General features: G+C 71.0%; 14 protein-coding genes. 5 read left to right on the top strand and 9 right to left on the bottom strand.

The window, feature by feature from the left end:
- Positions 1-217: 217 nt before the first annotated feature.
- Together AB0B33_RS24710 and AB0B33_RS24705 are read left to right on the top strand one after the other, a co-directional pair.
- Positions 218-1,282 (top strand): serine hydrolase domain-containing protein, encoded by a 1,065-nt coding sequence (locus AB0B33_RS24710; RefSeq protein ID WP_360775853.1) that lies wholly within the window; start codon positions 218-220, stop codon positions 1,280-1,282.
- Positions 1,283-1,380: 98 nt separating this feature from the next.
- Positions 1,381-1,626 (top strand): ATP F0F1 synthase subunit C, encoded by a 246-nt coding sequence (locus AB0B33_RS24705; protein ID WP_360775850.1) that lies wholly within the window; start codon positions 1,381-1,383, stop codon positions 1,624-1,626.
- On the opposite strand, the gene AB0B33_RS24700 is transcribed toward AB0B33_RS24705, so the two are convergent.
- Positions 1,607-4,249: a LuxR C-terminal-related transcriptional regulator gene (locus AB0B33_RS24700; RefSeq protein WP_360775847.1), complete on the bottom strand. Its 2,643-nt coding sequence runs from the start codon at positions 4,247-4,249 to the stop codon at positions 1,607-1,609. The genes AB0B33_RS24705 and AB0B33_RS24700 overlap by 20 nt on opposite strands.
- Before the next feature lie 111 nt (positions 4,250-4,360).
- Between AB0B33_RS24700 and AB0B33_RS24695 the strand changes: the two genes are divergently transcribed.
- The gene (locus AB0B33_RS24695) at positions 4,361-4,732 is read left to right on the top strand and encodes a cupin domain-containing protein (protein WP_360775844.1); all 372 of its coding nucleotides are present in this window, start codon (positions 4,361-4,363) and stop codon (positions 4,730-4,732) included.
- A 37-nt stretch (positions 4,733-4,769) separates the two neighbouring features.
- Here the strand turns inward: AB0B33_RS24695 and AB0B33_RS24690 are convergent, their stop codons facing one another.
- The 7 genes from AB0B33_RS24690 to AB0B33_RS24660 are packed head-to-tail and all read right to left on the bottom strand — an operon-like array spanning position 4,770 to position 12,465.
- Positions 4,770-5,198 (bottom strand): SRPBCC family protein, encoded by a 429-nt coding sequence (locus tag AB0B33_RS24690; protein WP_360775841.1) that lies wholly within the window; start codon positions 5,196-5,198, stop codon positions 4,770-4,772.
- A gap of 59 nt (positions 5,199-5,257) precedes the next feature.
- Positions 5,258-6,124 carry an AraC family transcriptional regulator gene (locus tag AB0B33_RS24685; protein WP_360775838.1) on the bottom strand — a complete coding sequence of 289 codons (867 nt, stop codon included), beginning with the start codon at positions 6,122-6,124 and terminating at the stop codon, positions 5,258-5,260.
- Between the two features lie 9 nt (positions 6,125-6,133).
- Positions 6,134-7,129, bottom strand: coding sequence for a LacI family DNA-binding transcriptional regulator (locus AB0B33_RS24680; RefSeq protein ID WP_360775835.1), 996 nt, complete (start codon positions 7,127-7,129; stop codon positions 6,134-6,136).
- 48 nt (positions 7,130-7,177) lie between these two features.
- Complete coding sequence (locus tag AB0B33_RS24675) at positions 7,178-8,197, bottom strand: hypothetical protein (RefSeq protein WP_360775832.1); 1,020 nt, start codon at positions 8,195-8,197, stop codon at positions 7,178-7,180.
- The gene (locus AB0B33_RS24670) at positions 8,194-10,476 is read right to left on the bottom strand and encodes a hypothetical protein (RefSeq protein WP_360775830.1); all 2,283 of its coding nucleotides are present in this window, start codon (positions 10,474-10,476) and stop codon (positions 8,194-8,196) included. Before AB0B33_RS24670 ends, AB0B33_RS24675 begins: the two co-directional genes overlap by 4 nt.
- Positions 10,473-11,729 carry a hypothetical protein gene (locus AB0B33_RS24665; RefSeq protein WP_360775827.1) on the bottom strand — a complete coding sequence of 419 codons (1,257 nt, stop codon included), beginning with the start codon at positions 11,727-11,729 and terminating at the stop codon, positions 10,473-10,475. The genes AB0B33_RS24670 and AB0B33_RS24665 overlap by 4 nt, the downstream gene beginning before the upstream one ends.
- Positions 11,730-11,760: 31 nt before the next feature.
- Positions 11,761-12,465 carry a Crp/Fnr family transcriptional regulator gene (locus AB0B33_RS24660; protein ID WP_360775824.1) on the bottom strand — a complete coding sequence of 235 codons (705 nt, stop codon included), beginning with the start codon at positions 12,463-12,465 and terminating at the stop codon, positions 11,761-11,763.
- 187 nt (positions 12,466-12,652) lie between these two features.
- On the opposite strand from AB0B33_RS24660, the gene AB0B33_RS24655 reads away from it, so the two are divergent.
- Positions 12,653-13,183 carry a hypothetical protein gene (locus tag AB0B33_RS24655; protein ID WP_360775821.1) on the top strand — a complete coding sequence of 177 codons (531 nt, stop codon included), beginning with the start codon at positions 12,653-12,655 and terminating at the stop codon, positions 13,181-13,183.
- A 3-nt stretch (positions 13,184-13,186) separates the two neighbouring features.
- On the opposite strand, the gene AB0B33_RS24650 is transcribed toward AB0B33_RS24655, so the two are convergent.
- Entirely contained in the window at positions 13,187-13,873 is a 687-nt protein-coding gene (locus AB0B33_RS24650; protein WP_360775818.1) for a Crp/Fnr family transcriptional regulator, read from the bottom strand.
- A gap of 144 nt (positions 13,874-14,017) precedes the next feature.
- Between AB0B33_RS24650 and AB0B33_RS24645 the strand changes: the two genes are divergently transcribed.
- Entirely contained in the window at positions 14,018-15,679 is a 1,662-nt protein-coding gene (locus AB0B33_RS24645) for a peptide-N4-asparagine amidase (RefSeq protein WP_360775814.1), read from the top strand.
- Positions 15,680-15,723: the final 44 nt, after the last annotated feature.

Below are 15,723 nucleotides of genomic sequence, written 5' to 3'. Positions count from 1 at the left end.
CGGCCGACGTTACCCCTTTTTCCGCTTCCCGGCTCTCGCCCGAACGGGTAAGGGCGATTTCCGTGGTGCCACCGGTGGAATTGCGCTGGACCGGAAGGTCGAACAGGTCCGTTTCCCGTTCGCCGTTTTCCCGTTCCCGGATTTCCGGTGATCTTTCGCCGGGCGCGACGCGGAAAATGGGTCGTGCGCCCAGGGTCGGCGGGGCTACCTTGCTGCCGTGGCCGACATCTGGGGTGAGTGTGACAACGGGTTCGACAAGGTGGGCGAGGCGCTGGCGGCCTCGCTGGACGCCGGCGACGTGGGCGCTTCGGTCGCCGTCGTCGTGGACGGCGAGCTCGTGGCCGACCTGTGGGGCGGGCACCTCGACGCGGCGCGCACCACGGCGTGGGAGCGCGACACCATCACCACCGTCTGGTCCACGACCAAGACGATGACCGCGCTGTGCGCGCTGGTGCTGGCCGACCGCGGGCAGCTGGACCTGGACGCGCCGGTCGCGGCGTACTGGCCCGAATTCGCCGCCGCGGGCAAGGAAACCGTGCTGGTGCGGCACCTGCTCGGGCACACCGCGGGCCTGCCGGACTTCGACGGGCCGATCACGGTCGAGGACCTCTACGACTGGCCCGCCGTGACGGCGCGGCTGGCCGCGCAGGCGCCGCAGTGGCCGCCGGGCAGCGCGGCGGGCTACCACTCCGTCACCTTCGGGTTCCTGATCGGCGAGGTCGTCCGCCGCGTCACCGGGCGCAGCCTCGGCACGTTCTTCGCCGAAGAGATCGCCGGTCCGGTGGGCGCCGACTTCCACATCGGGCTGGGCGCCGAGCACGACCACCGGGTCGCGCCGCTGCTCGCCGATCCCCGGGGCGACAAGCCGCCGGGCTTCCTGCTCGGGGTGTCGGATTCGCACGCGACGGCGTGGCGACGCGCAGAACTGCCTGCCGTCAACGGTTACGGCAACGCCCGCTCGGTGGCCACGCTGCAGTCGGCGCTGGCGTGCGGGGGAGTGGCCGGCGGCGTCCGGCTCCTTTCGGCGGCCGGCAGCGAGCGCGTTTTCGAGGAACAGCACGACGGCGTGGACCGCGTGATCGGCGCCCCGATCCGTTACGGCCTCGGGTACCGGCTGGACGGCCGCACGTGTTCGTGGGGCGGCTGGGGTGGTTCGGTGGTGCTCGTCGACGCCGATCTCGGCATGACGGTGGCGTACGTGATGAACCAGGTCCGGTGGGAGGACGGGTACGCCCGCGGGCTCGGGCTCGTGATGGCGGCCTACGACGCGATCATGGCTTGAGCAAGACGTTTTCTGCTACTCTTGTGGTGTCCGGACCGCTCGGTTCTCGAATTCCCGAAACCTTCGATTCTTCTGCATTCGTTGTGAAGGGGAATGTCATGAGTGACTACGTTCTGGCCCAGGCAGCCAACATCAACCCCGGCTTGGCGGCGATCGGCTACGGCCTCGGCGCGATCGGCCCCGGAATCGGCGTCGGCCTCATCTTCGCCGCCGTCATCAACGGTACCGCGCGGCAGCCGGAAGCGCGGGGGAAACTGCAGGCGATCGCCTATTCGACGTTCGTGCTCACCGAAGTGCTCGCGTTGATCGGCATCGTGATCTATTTCATCGCGTCCACGAAGTGAGTTCGCGCGACGTCGTTTCCGCTTCGAATGCGGCGCCGATTCCGGCGAAGTGGTCCGCGGCGTCCCGCAGCAGTCCGGCGTCGTGCCGAAGGCGGGCTCGGGCGCGGATCGCGGCCGCGGCCGTCCAGCTGTTGTGCTCGGTGTGCCGTCCGGCGCGCCGGAGGTGGTGCTCGGCGTCGGGGACGTCGAGCACCACCGCCAGCTCGGCCGCCACGCCGGCGGCGTACCCGTCGAACCGGCCGGGCGCGAAGTCCGTTGCGGCGTCGGCGAAAGCCTTCTCGAGGCCGGTACCGGTGTGCAGCGCGACCCGGCCGCGGACGAACGCGTCCAGCGGCGCGAGGTTCGGCGACCCGGCCGGGGTGGCGACGCCGGCGACGGCGGCCGCGCGGGCGCGCCACGTCGTCATCGCCGGTTCGTCGCCGGAAAGCCCGGCGGCGAGCGCGGCCGCCAGCAGCGGAACCCCGAGGGTGGCGTTGCGCGGCGGCCCGTTTCCGGCGGTGGCTTGCCACATCTCTTCGGCGAGCGTGCGGACGTCGGCGAACCGCCCGGTCAGCACGAGGGCGGTGACCAGCCCGCTCGTGCCCCAGTACGGGTGCCCGGCGATCGCCGGATCCCCGGCGGCCTGCCTGCTCACGCGGAGCGCGTCGGCCGGCGCCCCGGTGGCGACGGCGTAGGCGATCGCGGACCGGAAGGCGTCGAGCACCTCGAGCGCGGCCCGCGGATCGCTCCGGTCCACGGCGGTGACGAGCTCGAGGCGCTCTTGCGTGGTGCGGTGGGCCAGATCCGGCCGTCCGGCGAGGGCTTCGGCGGTGCAGCGGGCGTCGAGCGAGGCACTGAGGAGCAGCGGATCCCCGGCGGCGGCAACGGCGAGGCCGGCCGCTTCGGCGGTCACCGTTTGCGGCGTCGGCCCGGACAGCCACGCCCGAGCGACGGCCACGTGCGCGTGCGCCGTCGGTGAGGCGACGCCCTCCGCCAGCGCCGTGGCTTCGGCGAGCATCCGGTCCAGTTCGCCGTCGGGCACCGGGTGGGTGATGAACCCGGCGCCCCGGAAGCGTTCGGCCAGCACGACGGCGTCGGCCAGGCAGAGCGCCCTCGTGGCGGGATCGCCGTCGGCGCGCTCAGCGGCGACGAGCAGCAGGTCGTAGTGGTCGCGGGCGTGGTTGAGCAGGTGCGCGCAGCTGCCCGCGCGGGCCAGGTCCAGGGCGGCGCTCGCGGGGGAGGGGGCCCGGTCCGCGGCCGTGCGCCAGTGGGCCGCCGCCTCGGCCAGGAACCCGCGCGCGTAGGTCAGCCGCGCGAACTCGGCGGCAAGGTCGTGCTCGTGCCCCTCCGCCACGCACGCACGCAGGTCGTCGGCGAGCCGGTCGAACTCGTCGCGCCAGTCGCCGCCCAGGCGGGCGATCAACTCCCGGGCGCGGCGGGTGGCCCACTGCAAGTAGCGGTCCGTGATTTCGGGTGCCTCGGCCGAATCCGCCAACCGCTCGCGCGCGAACCGGGCGACGCCGTCGTAGAGGGCCCACCCGCCTGGCGTCCGGTGCGCCAGTGACTTGTCCACCAGCCGCCCCAGCAGGTCCGAGAGGGCGCCGACCGACAGGTCGGGGGACAGGGCCGTCGCGCCGTCGAGGTCGAAGCCGTGGCGGAAGCGGGAGACGCGGGCCAGTGCCGTGCGCTCCTCGTCCGTCAGCAGGCGGTGGCTCCACTCGACCACCGAGCGCAGCGACCGGTGCCGCGGCTCCCCGCCGCGGCCGGCGGCCAGTACCCGCAGCGGGTCGTCGGCCAGGCCCGCGCGCAGGCCGGCGATGCCGAGCGAGGCGACCCGCGCGGCGGCCAGTTCGATGTTCAGCGGGGAGCCGCCCAGCTCACGACACAACTCGGCCACCTGCGCCGGGTCGGCTTCGAACGCCGGGTCGACCGCCTTCGCCCGTTCGGTGAACAGGGCGGCCGCCGCGGGCAGGGGACCCAGCTGCAGCACCGTCTCGCCGGGGACACCGAGCCGTTCGCGGCTGGTCGTCAGCACGCTCAGGCCCGGGTTCGCCGCGGTCAGCGTGGTGATCACGTCGGCGACGTCGTCGGCCACGTGCTCGCAGTTGTCCAGCACCAGCAGGGCGCGCCCGGCCAGCTGCGCCGCGACGGCGTCGGGCAGCGGCTGCTGCGGCCGCGGGACGACGCCGAGCCCGGCCGCGACCGACTCGAGCACCGAACCCGGCCGGCTGGGGACGAGGCTGACGAACGTCGCGCCGCCCGGGAAGCCCGCCGACGCCACCTCGGTCGCGGCCACGGCCAGCCGGGTCTTGCCCACCCCGCCCGGCCCGAGCACGGTCGTCACCCGGCTCTCGGCGACCAGCCGCACGACGGCGTCGCGCTCGGCGATCCGCCCGACGAAGCTCGTCGGCGGCTTCGGCGCGCCGACCACGAGCCCCGCCGCTTCGGCCGTGAACTCCGGTGCCTTCGCGGCCAGTCCGCGGCGGTCGCGGGCGTCCAGTTTGCGCAGCAGCGCGGACACGTGGCTCTCGACGGTCCGCACCGAAACGAAGAGCCGCTCCGCGATCTCGGCGTTGGTCAGCCGGTCCGCGAGCGCCAGCAGGACCTCGCGCTCGCGCGGCGAGATCGTCGGCGCGGGCGGCATGCCACGGAGTATGCCGCACGGGTTCTCCGTGGCGGAATCCGTGGTCACCACGGATGTCACGCGGCCGCGGCCGGCCCGAGGATGACCACCACACCCCGAAAGGAGAACCCCATGGTGGTCATCGCGAAGGAAGACGACCTGCGCATCGGCAGCGGGCGCACCGCCCGGTTCGAAGGCGAGGCCTACGGCTCGGGCATCTCGTTCTTCCACGTGCACAACACCGAGGGCCAGGGCCCGGCCGCGCACGTCCACCCGTACTCGGAGACGTGGGTGGTGCTCGCCGGCGAAGCGCTCATCCGCACCTCCGAGGGCGAAGTCACGGCGAACCAGGGCGACGTCGTGGTCGTCGGGGCAGGCACCGCGCACGCGTTCCGCGCGGTCGGCGCCGAGCCGCTCCGCATGATGTGCATCCACGCCTCCCCGCGCATCGAACAGGACTTCCTCGACGACACCCGGGCCGCCGAAGCCGGTGTCACCTTCTGAAGGACCGACCGCACCTGCCGCCGTGGGCGGCCGTCCGTCACTGCTGCACGCGGGCGGCGTGGGCGGCCAGTCCGTTGGCCATGTCCTGCATGAAGCGGCGGAGGTACCGGCGCAGGAACCAGCGTATCCCCCAGCGCGCCGAATACGTGCCGTGCCACCGGATCCGCGTCCCGCCGCCGGGGAGTCCGAGCAGTTCGACGGCGGCCCGGTAGTCCGTCAGCTGCGGGTTTTCCGCGCCCTCGTAGGCGAAACGGCGTCCGGGCTCCAGCGCGGTGATCCGCTCCTTCGTGACGACCTTCCCGGTGCGGAACGCCCGGACCGCGCCGACCCCGGCCGGCTGCTCGCTTTCCAGCGCGTCGATCCGCGACCACGACGGCCAGCCGGGTGCGTCGAGCAACAGGGCCCACACGGCCGAGGGCGGTGCGGTGGAGTCGGCCGTGACGTCGTAGGACTGCGTTGCGGTCATGGCGCAACGCTAGGGCGGCGGCCGGTCCCGGTTCCACGTCCGGGATTGCGGTGCCCCGCTCAGGAATTGCGGTAGGCCGACGGGCGGGTGCCGGTGTGCCGCAGGAAGGCGGCCGAAAGCGGGCCGGGGCCGGCGAAGCCGCAGCGCGCCGCGATCCGGTCGAGCGCGAGGTCCGTGGTGCGCAGCAGCCGCTTCGCCTCCTCGATCCGCAGCCGGGTGAGGAACCGGTGCGGCGTCTCGCCGGTGGTCTCCTTGAACACCCGCACGAGGTGGAAGACGGACAGGTGCACCTCGGCGGCGAGGTCGGCGAGGGTGACCGGCTCGGCGAGCCGCTCGCGCATGAGCGCCACGGCGGTGCGCACGCGAGCGTCTTCCCGGGCGGGCGTCCGCCCGGCGGGCCGCTGCCCGTGCCGGGTGAGCAGGTGCGTGGTCAGGAAGGCGGCGGCGGATTCGGCGTAGAGCTCGCCGGCCTCACCGGGGAATCCGAGCGTGCGGACGGCTTCTTCGAGCAGGGCGTCCCCGGTGGCCAGCGACGCGGCCACGGCGTCGAAGTCCACGGCGCCGCCCAGTTCGGCCGCGACGGTGTCGACGGTGTCGCGCGGGACGTGGATCTGGACGCTGCGCATCGACGCGCCCCCGCGGTAGCGGCGCAGCGCGGGCCGGTGCGGGATCCCCAGCTGGAGCCGCCCGGGAACCCAGGGCGCGCCGGCCGCCGTTTCCGCCCGGCCGGACACCGGGAGCACCAGGTGCAGGTCGGCGGTGCCGGGCAGGCGCACCTCCTCGGCGACGGGCACGTGCTCGAACCGCTGGACCAGCAGCGACCGCCAGTTCAGGTGCTCCCAGCTGCAGAAGGTCCGCCGGACGTAGCGCTCCCAGGGGACACCGGCGTAGGGCTGGAGGTCGAACCGGGCGGAGTCGAACACCATGGCCCGAGGCTACCGGCGGACGCGGGTCGATTCGCGGACGACCAGTTCCGGGGTGAAGACCACCGCCTGGCGCTCCACCGTCGTGTCCGCCGTCTCCGCCAGGAGGAGTTCCGCCGCGGTGCGGCCGAGGCGGCGGGCCGGCTGGCGGACCGACGTCAGCGGGACCGCGGCCGCGCCGGCGAACTCGATGTCGTCGTAGCCGACGATCGCCATCTCCTCCGGGACGCGGATGCCGGCGCCGACCATGGCCTGCAGCACGCCGAGGGCGAGCAGGTCGTTCGCGCAGAAGACCGCCGTCGGGCGGGGGCTCGTGCCCAGCAGGCGCGCGCCCGCGTCGCGGCCCGAACTGACGTCCAGGCCGATCGCCTCCAGTACGGTCAGCTCCGCCGTCGAACCCGCGAGGGCGGAGCGGACGCCCTGTTCGCGGTCGCGGCACTGGGTGAGGATCGCCGGGCCGTTGACGAACGCGATCCGGTGGTGCCCGGTCTCCAGCAGGTGCCGGGCCGCGAGCGCACCGCCCGCGATGTCGTCCACCGCCACCGAACTGGCCTCCGACGCCGGCGCCTTGCGGTCGACGAAGACGTAGGGCGTGCCGCTGCGCCGGAACGCGCGCAGGGCCTCACCGGACGTCGCGACCGGGCTGAGCAGCACTCCGCGCACCCGCTGCTCGGCGAACATCGCCAGGTACGACGCCTCGAGGTCGGAACGCTGGCCGCTGTTGCAGGTGATGATGTTGAGGCCCTCGGCGTGCGCGGCCTGCTCGGCCCCGCGGGCGACGTCGACGAAGAACGGGTTCCCGAGATCGAGCACGAGCAGCCCCATGATCCGGCTCCGGCCGGCGCGCAGTTGCCGGGCCGACTCGTCCCGGACGTAGCCGAGCTCTTCGATCACCGAAAGCACCCGGTTCCGGGTGGCCGTCGCGACCACGTGCGGCCGGTTGACCACATTGGACACCGTGCCGATCGAGACGCCCGCGCGCTTGGCGACGTCCTTGATGCCGACCACCGCACCCCCTCGCTGAGAAGGCGTGAGCCTACCACGATCTGAAACGTTTTAAGGGGTTGTGTCGGCCACCGCACCGTTGTCGTGGCCGTTGACCGAACTCGGCGGAGTCCCGGTGAAAGACAGCTGGCGGGCTTCGTCGGTGCCGGAGATGACCCGGTTGATCGAGACCTTGAGCCATTCGAGCGTGACGCGGACCTGATCGTCGATCTGCCAGCGATCCAGCGCGTCCGACGCGAGCAATTTGGTGATGAAGTCGAATACCTGACGACGGTGGGTGTCTCGCTCTTTGACGAGTTCCTGGACCACCGGGCCGACCTGCTGGGGATTCTGGGCCAGCTGAAGCGCGAACTGGTCGATGTCGCCGCCCTTGATCAGCGTCTTGAACGCCTGCACTTCGGACGCGAGCCGCAGGTTGTGCTCGGCCTGTTTGTCCATCCGCAAACGCACGAGCACGGTGGTCCGCAACCCGTGCTCTTCTTCGAGCCAGGCGTGCTCGAACCGAGCGGCGGCCGCCTTTTCCGCGGACTCGACGTCGCCGACTCGAAGGGATCGCGTCTCCTGCCGGAGTCCCTCGAGCAACTGCGGCACGAGTACTCGGCGGATGTCTGTCAGGCCGCCTTTCACCACCAGTTCGGGAGCCACGACCCGCCATTGCACATCGACCGCCGCGCGGAAAACGAAAACGTCTTCCGCGCTCGGCAGGGTGATCGCCAGGGTCAGGCGGCGCAGCGACATGTCCACTTCGTACTGGCTCCGGAATCCGCCCCACAACAGTTGCGGGAGGGTGGGCTGCTTCCCGTCCCGCAACGTGGTCATGGTCCCGTTCTTGTGCACGAAGACCAGGGCGATCCAAGGCCGCGCCGGAGCTCGCCGGACCAGGAAGTCCAAGCGGCCGATCCGGTATTCGCCGACGAGCGGCTTGAAGTTGGACGGCTCGACGGTGCGAACCTCCTCCTCCGGTGAAGTTTCCTGCTTCGCATCCTCTCGCCAGTTGGGTTCCGGAGTGTGAACCGGCGGTTGCTCGACCGGCTGTGGTGGTGTCTCGGCCGATTTCTTCTCGTCACTCATGCCGACGCGTACCTCTCTTTTCGGGCGCGTACCGCTTCGGTCAGTCGTGCCGCGACTTCGGGCCGCAGCGGATCGACCCAGTCCTCTCGCAGTTTCTCGATCAGGTGGTCGAGGCGGCGCTCGTCGCTATCGGTTTCAATCACGTAGGGGAGGAACCGGGCCAGGGTTTCCAGGCAGTCGCCGTCCCGCTCGGCCACGCGGATCCACTTGCCGAGCAACTTCTTGGCGGTGTTCCCGCCCGCCCGTGCGCGGAGGGACTGGCGAAGCAGATCGGCGATCGGCTCGGTGAGGTCCGGTTGCTGCCATTGCAGCGTCAGCAGCAGCGGCCACTTCTCCGCTGCCGCGGGCAGTTCGGGTCGCTCACCGGTCACTGAAATCGCCAGGTAGTCGAGTTCGAACCCGTAGAGATCGGTCAGGTGATCGATCGCGGACAGGGCGAGGCGGCGAAGACTGCTGCGATCGTTCCGGATCCACCGGCCGAGGCAGTCGAGAACCGGCCGGATTTCGCCGAACGCGAAGATCTTCGCCACGCTGAACCCGGCGACCTCGACGAGTACGCCGTCCGGACCGGTGGTCGGCGGTCGTTCCGTCGGAGTTCCGAGGATGCGCAACTCGTTCAACGATTCGGTGGCGTAACGCCTGCCGATGGTGAACCCGTGCGCGGACGCCGTGGTCCAGCGCGCCGAGTAGCTCCCGGAGCGGCACCAACGGCGTAGTCGCTCGCGGATCGCCGGCCGGAGGGCTTCCTCCTGGGCGGCCTGGTCGAGCGCGATGGCCGCGGATATCCGTCGCCGGGTCGAGCTCATCTTGCCGGGGACGGCGAAGGCGCCGGGCTGGATCATCTTCCCGAAGCCGTAGATGAAGTCGAGTCCGCACAGGTACCCGGTGGCTTGCGCGGCCCGAACCCAGACGATGGGTCGGGTGTCCTTGCTCAGCTTGGTCAGCCACCAGGCGATGGCGTCCCGCATGCGGTGGTGGGTTTCCCAGACGTACTTGAGAACGGCGCTGGGGTATCGCTCGTCGTGGAAGAACAGCAGCGGCATGGGTACCAGTTCGTGGCCGAAGGTGGTGTGCCCGTCGACCACCTTGGCGCGCAGGGCCGGCAGTCGGTTCTCCTGGTCGTCCGAGAACAGCGAAGTACGCCTAGTACCGGTCGGCCCGGTGGCGGCGACGAGCCGCCGGGCCAGCCGGCCGGCCGCGTCTGCGACGATGTGGTACGGCGATTCGTTGAGGACCGCCAGCGCGATCCGGAAGGCGGCGAGGCGCAGTGCCTCGTCGCGCTCTTCGCCGGTCGGCATCGCCTGGAGCCCAGCGAACCACTCGGTGATCTGGAAGTACACCGCTTGGGCAGCTTCGCGCTCGACGTCGACCTGGGTGAGTTCGTCCCTCGCGTGCTGGGCCAGCAGCGCGGCCATCCGGACGGATTCGAGCGGACGCGGGCAGGGGCCGAGTGCCTTGGCGACCCAGTCCGCGGTCAGCAGGCTCGACATCCGGTCTTCGAAGTCTTCCGCGTCCTCGGTGATGGCTTCGTGCGACGCGTGCTTCTCCAGGAGCGCCCCGGCGTCCGGAGCGGTGTAGTCGTGCGCGTACCCGCCGAAGACGTGGGAAGGCCGGGGATCGGTCTCGCTGACCAGGACGCAATAGGATTCGCCGCCTTTGAACAGCCCGTGCAGCTTCTCCAAGTGGGTTTCGGTGAGCGAGCTCGCGACGCGCCGGGGGACTTCGGCCACGTAACCGGCGTTGTTTTCGGACAGTCCGGCCTCGGTCAGTGACTTGACGGTTTCTCCGCTGTCCAAGCGGAAGACCCGCCCCTCGGCGAGGTGGTCCAGCAGGTGCAGCGCGGTGGTGACCCGGCCGGTGCCCGGGTGGCCGCGCAGGAGCAGGACCCGGTTGGCCTTCAGGGCGTCGAGCATTTCCTCGTAGCCGGACACCTCGAGGTAGCGATCCCGGATCCACGCCAGGACTTCCTCGCGGACCGGGCCCGAAGTGCGGGAAACGGTGTGCCCGATGAAGATCTGGGTCCGGTCACCGACCTGAAGCTCCTTGATGTCGGCCCGGCCGATCGACGCCGCCGGACCGTACTGGTTGATCTCGGGGGAGAGGAAGTGCTGCCCCTGCCGGAACGTCTTGGTGAAGCTGCGCTTCTCTTCGCCGAGGAGGTTGCCGTCGGTTTTCTCGCCGGTGTCAGGTGCTGCTGAGGAATCCGGTTTGGCGCCGCCCGCGGGGCCGGAGCTGTCCGCCGGTCCCGTCGGCGACGGCGTGCTCGACGCTTCGGTCATCGGTCGCTCCCGTGCTGGTGCACGTCGCCCATGATGAACGGGGCGGTGAACGTGCCGTGGCCGATGGCCGTGGAGTGGTCTCCGTAGGTCGTGGCGGTGGCGCTCGGCGAGCCGGCCCCGGTGGCCGGCTGGTCCTGCGGCGGTCCGGGATCCGGGGGTATCGAATGGCCCGGAACCCTGAACCAGCAACCCGTTCCGGCTTCGTGATGCCGGTAGGACATGGGGAACACGAACCTCCCACCCCGGCTCACCACCGCGTCGTAGACCTCCTCGGACACGACGATGACGAGACGGCTTCGAGTCGAGGCGGCGAGCAGGCGGCCGGCCGCGTCCGAACCGGCGAGCCGGGTCGCCTCGGCGCAGGCCACCGCCGGGTCAGGAGCCCTGGCGATCCCCGCCGCCAACCGGATGCCGGGGAACTGTGCGCCGGTGTTCTTGCGCAGGTGCTCGATCCAGGTTCCGGTCAGCACGGTTCCGGAGAGGCCGGCGGGCACGGGGAAGGAAAGAACCTCACCGGATGCCTCCGCTCCTTCCGGGCCAGGCGCGCCGATGGCGTCGAACGACCGGCACACGGCCTGCTCGAAGAACCGGGGAGGAGGGACGGCTGTCCCGGCGAAGCTCAGGCTTACGGCGAAGGCGTCGAGCTGGGCACCGACCCGCTCACCGGCCACCCCTGGCACGTGCACCCAAGCCGTGGCGAAGAACTCCTTCGCCTGCTCGGCCACCTCGACCCGGGTGAAGTCCTTCACGGACAACGACGTGTGTCGCGGGCGGACGGAGCCCTCGAAGATCTCCTCGGAAACGGCGAGAACGAGATTCGCCTCGGAGAACACTTCGAGCAATTCGCGGACGACGCGGGCGTCACGCAGCCGGCAGACGTGCACCGGGGCGGCTCCGGCGTGGCCCAGGGCCGCCGGGATCGCCACACCGTGGTGAACCGCCACCCGCAGCCGAAGCCGGGCCTGTGGCTGGAGGTCGTGGTTGTACCGGCCGAGCCACTCGTCCAGCTCCCGGACGAAGGAACCGATCACCTTCGGCTCGGCGCTTCCGTCCGTGATCGGCGTGAACATCCCGTCGCCGGCGTCTTGCCGCTGCCACCGCGCCGGGTCGAGGTCGCTGCGCAGCGCCGACTCGCGCACGGCGGTTCCGAGCGCTCGCTGCAGGTCGCGCTGCTGCAGGTCGTCCCGGGTTCCGTACCGCCAGGCGTCCACCGCGAGCAGCAGCGTCCGGGAGAACTGTCCGTCGTCCGCCACGGTGACCTCCGGTGATCGATTTCGAGTTGTCCTAACTCTGAGCCACATCCGTCCCTTCGACCCCGTACTGATACGGGTTTCGGTCGGCGAGGTTGCTGAATCGGAGCAGGGCGCCCAGGTCCCCGACCACGATGCGTCGATATTCGCTCCGGAGGACGCCCAGCCGGTGGAGGCGCTGAGTCGTCTTCTCGAAGGTGCTCAGCGCGACACCGGTGAGCGATGCGATCTCGGCTTGGGTGAGGGACAGGTCGAGGACCCAGCCGTCGGCGGTGCGGCGGCCGTGGCGCTGGACGATGTCGGCCAGCACCCGGCCGACGCGTAGCGGAGCCGGGCACGTGAGGATCTCGGCGCGACGGCTGTTCGCCCAGTGGAGCCGGGTGCTCAGGGAGCTGGCCACCGCCCGCCACACGTCGGGATGGCGGTCGAGGAACTCGTTCAGCTGGGCTTTGCCGACGAGTTTCGCCCGGACGGAGGTGCAGGTCTGCACGTTGGCCGAGCGCTGCCGTCCCTCGAAGACGGACATTTCGCCGAGGATGTCGCCCGGCCCGCGCAACGCGAGCAAGATCGGGCGGCCGAACTCGGTGTCGACCATGACCTTGAGCGTGCCGGACAGCGGGATCACCACGTGATGGCTCTGCTCGCCTTGCCTGATCACGGTCTGCCGCGGGCCGTAGGCCACGGTGGTCCCGGAGCTCAGCAGGGCGTTCCTGGTGCGCGCCCCCAGGAGGCCGAGCACCGAGTCCGCGGGCCACTCTCGTCTTTGGTTCAGCGCAACTCCCGAGGTCCGAGTGCTCGTGTCGCGGCGCGTGCGTGGGCTGTTACGCCATGGAACCCGCCTTCGTCGCCGGCGAACCCGTCGTCTGATGGGGTGCGGGAATCCGGGGTTCGCGAAGCTGGTGGCCGGGAGAAGAACGGAGACGTGCATGAGCCTCAGGACGATGAAACGCGCCTCGGTACCGGGCGCCGCGGTGGCGCGTGAGCTGGACACAGCGTTGAGCACGGTGACGTCATTCCAAGGCGCGGTTCAGCACGCGGACGAAAAGGTGCGGACCGTGGTCGCGGTGCAGAGCACGATCACGGCTCTGGTCGCCGCCCAGCTGGCGTTCCTCCCGGCGGCCCAGCCGTCGCCCGGCCTGCGAGCCGTCGTCTTCGCGATCCTGGCGTTCTTCGTCTTGGGTTACGTCTATTCGGCGTACGAGCTGGTCCAGGCTCTGCGGCCGCGAACGGAACGCCTCGCCGTGCCCAACCGGTTCGCCTTTCCGACCGTGGCGGGTGCTTCCCTGACGAGGGTTCCCGTTTCGTTGCGTCAGCAGTGCACTGAAGCTCAGCAGCTCTCCAAGCTGCTCGCGGAGCTGGCCATGGTCAAACACCACCACGTCCGGCGTGCCCTGGCCGGCACCGGGGTGCTGTTCCTCTGCGGTCCGCTCCTGCTCCTGGTCACCGGGTTCGCCTAGGACTCATCCGTCCGCGACGGTCTCCAGCCGGGCGCGGTCGACGACGACGATCCGCCGGTAGCCGGTGCCGACGAGGCCGGCGTGCCGGAACCCGGCGAGTGCGCGGTGGACCGTCGGCTCGGCGGCGCCGACCAGCCCGGCCAGCTCGGGCTGGGTGAGGTCCACCCCGATCTCGACACCGGCCTGCTCGGCCGTGCCGTACGCTGTGGCCAGCTCGAGCAGCACTCGCGCGAGCCGGATCCGCACCTCGCGGCTCCCGAAGTCGACTCTCCGGCGGGTGGCCCAGCGGAGCTTGCCGCCCACACTGCTCCCGACCGCCAGCGCCACTTCCGGGTGGCCGCCGAGGAAGTGGCGGAATTCGGGCTGGGTGACGAGCCTGGCGCGGACCTGGCCAGCGCAAGTGACCGTCGCCACCCGGGGCTGTCCGTCCATGCTCGCGAGCTCGCCGATCAGTTCACCGGCGGCGCGGATCGCGAGCAGGGCCACGGTCCCTTCCGGCGTCGAGGCCGTCACCTTGACGAATCCGGTCACGATCACGAGGACGTGCGAAGTGCTTTCACCCTCGCGGAGCAGGACCTTGCCCGGGGAGTACTCGCGCGGGACACCCAATTCGAGCAGGCCGGTTCTCGATGCCTCCGGCAGATTTGCCAGGAAGCTGCTCTGGGGAAAGTTCCCGGTCAGGCTGCTCAAGGCTGTCCTCCCTCGCCGCCGAGCATGGTACGGACCGCCACCGGCGGACCCAAGTGCGGCGAGCTGGGTGGCCGGGTTTTGTCGCGTCGATGTCCAGCCGTTCGTCGGAGGACCACGTCGGCGCCGCGGGACTAGGGTGACCGGGTGCGGATCTTCACGATCGTCCTGTCGCTGGTGCTGACGTGGGTGCTCTCCGGGGCCGTCGCCTCGGCCTCGCCCGTCGTGGAAGGGGACACCGACGATCCGGTGACCGCCGCGCCCGCGGTGACGCGGCCCGACACCGCGCACTGCAGCGTCACCCTCGCCGATGCCTTCCGCTCCAACGCCGCCGACGGCACGCCGCAGTTCTACGAAGGCACGCTCGCGCCGCCCAAGGCTTGTCCGGGGCCGTGGGCGAAGGTCGTCATGGATCAGAGCGTCACCGTGAGCGGGCGGCAGTACGACCGGATCGGGGATCTGCGGATCGGGGGGACCGAGGTCTGGTGGGGCACGACCGAAGAGCCCAGTGGCGAGGGCCGCCGGGCGATCACCTACCACTTCGACAAGGACCTCACGCCCTACGCCGCCTTGTTGCGCTCGCCGCAGCCTTTCCGCGGGGGTATCGAGAACTACAACTCGCCCGTCTACACCGGTGTCTACGCCCAGACCGTGACGCTCACCTACTACCAGGCCGACCGCAGGCACCCCGCGCCCGATACCGCCGACCACGTCGCCGGGTTCGGGCACGCCGACGCGACGCCCGCCGCGCCCACCGTGCACTTCAGCGCGAAAGACCTGCCGCGCAACATCACCCGCGCCTACCTCGAGGTCACCCTCGAAGGGCACGCGTGCGACGAGCAGTGGTTCGACGACGTCCCCGACGACGTCTCCGCGAAGTATCCGGCCGCCGGGTTGTGCGGCAAGGGGCCTTACCGCGAAGCGAACTTCGCGATCGACGGGACCGCCGCCGGCAGCGCGTTCACCTTCCCGCACATCTACTCCGGCGGGATCGTGCCGCAGCTGTGGCGGCCGATCGTCGCGATCGACACCTTCAGCCTGCACGCCGAAACCTACGACGTGACACCGTTCGCGGGCCGGCTCGTGGACGGCGGTGCGCATGACTTCTCCTTCTCCTTCCCGGACATCGGCGGCGAGTTCACCGTCGTCCCGACGCTCCTGCTCTACACCGACAAAAACGCGACGCGCACGTCCGGCGCACTGGTCCAGGACGACGTCGCCGCCGCGCCCGTGCGGAAAACGACGGTGAAGGACATCGACGGCGGCGTGAACGTCACCGTCACCGCGAAGCGCCACGACGTGACCGCGGGCTACGTCGACACCTCCGCCGGCCGCGTGTACACGCGCGTCGAACGCACCCGCGACTACCGCAACAGCGACGACGTCACCGGCGGCGGCTTCACCCAGCACGTCGTCCAGGCCGATTCGGGGCAGCAGACATCGACGTCCACAGTGGACGGACGGGTGCGGTCCGCCGCGCGGCACACGTGGTCCTACCCGCTGACCACCGACGCCACCGCGAACGTCACCGACGACCAGAACCTGCGGATCTCCGGCGCGGCCGAAATGACCAAGGTCCTCGGCGACCTCACCGGCGACGGCCGGAGCTGGCGGCCGGTGCGCGCGTCGCGGGAGTGGCTGAGCTCCTCGGGCGTGCTGGCCCGCACGAACGGCGTCAACACCGAAGCCGACGGGCGCTCGCAGACGTCGTTCGCCGGCTCGGACGACCGGGGCCGCCCGTACTTCCACTACGCCGCGAGCGAGCACGGGCTGATCACCGTGGACCGGGAGGTACCGCCCCGGGGGTGAGCCCCGTCTCGCCGTCGCTCACCCGATCGGGCTAGTGCGGTACT

This window comes from Amycolatopsis sp. NPDC049159, assembly GCF_040648295.1.
Taxonomy (GTDB): Bacteria; Actinomycetota; Actinomycetes; order Mycobacteriales; family Pseudonocardiaceae; genus Amycolatopsis; species Amycolatopsis pretoriensis_A.
The sequence above is the reverse complement of the archived record's forward strand: the minus strand, read 5'-3'. Positions and strand labels throughout refer to the sequence as shown.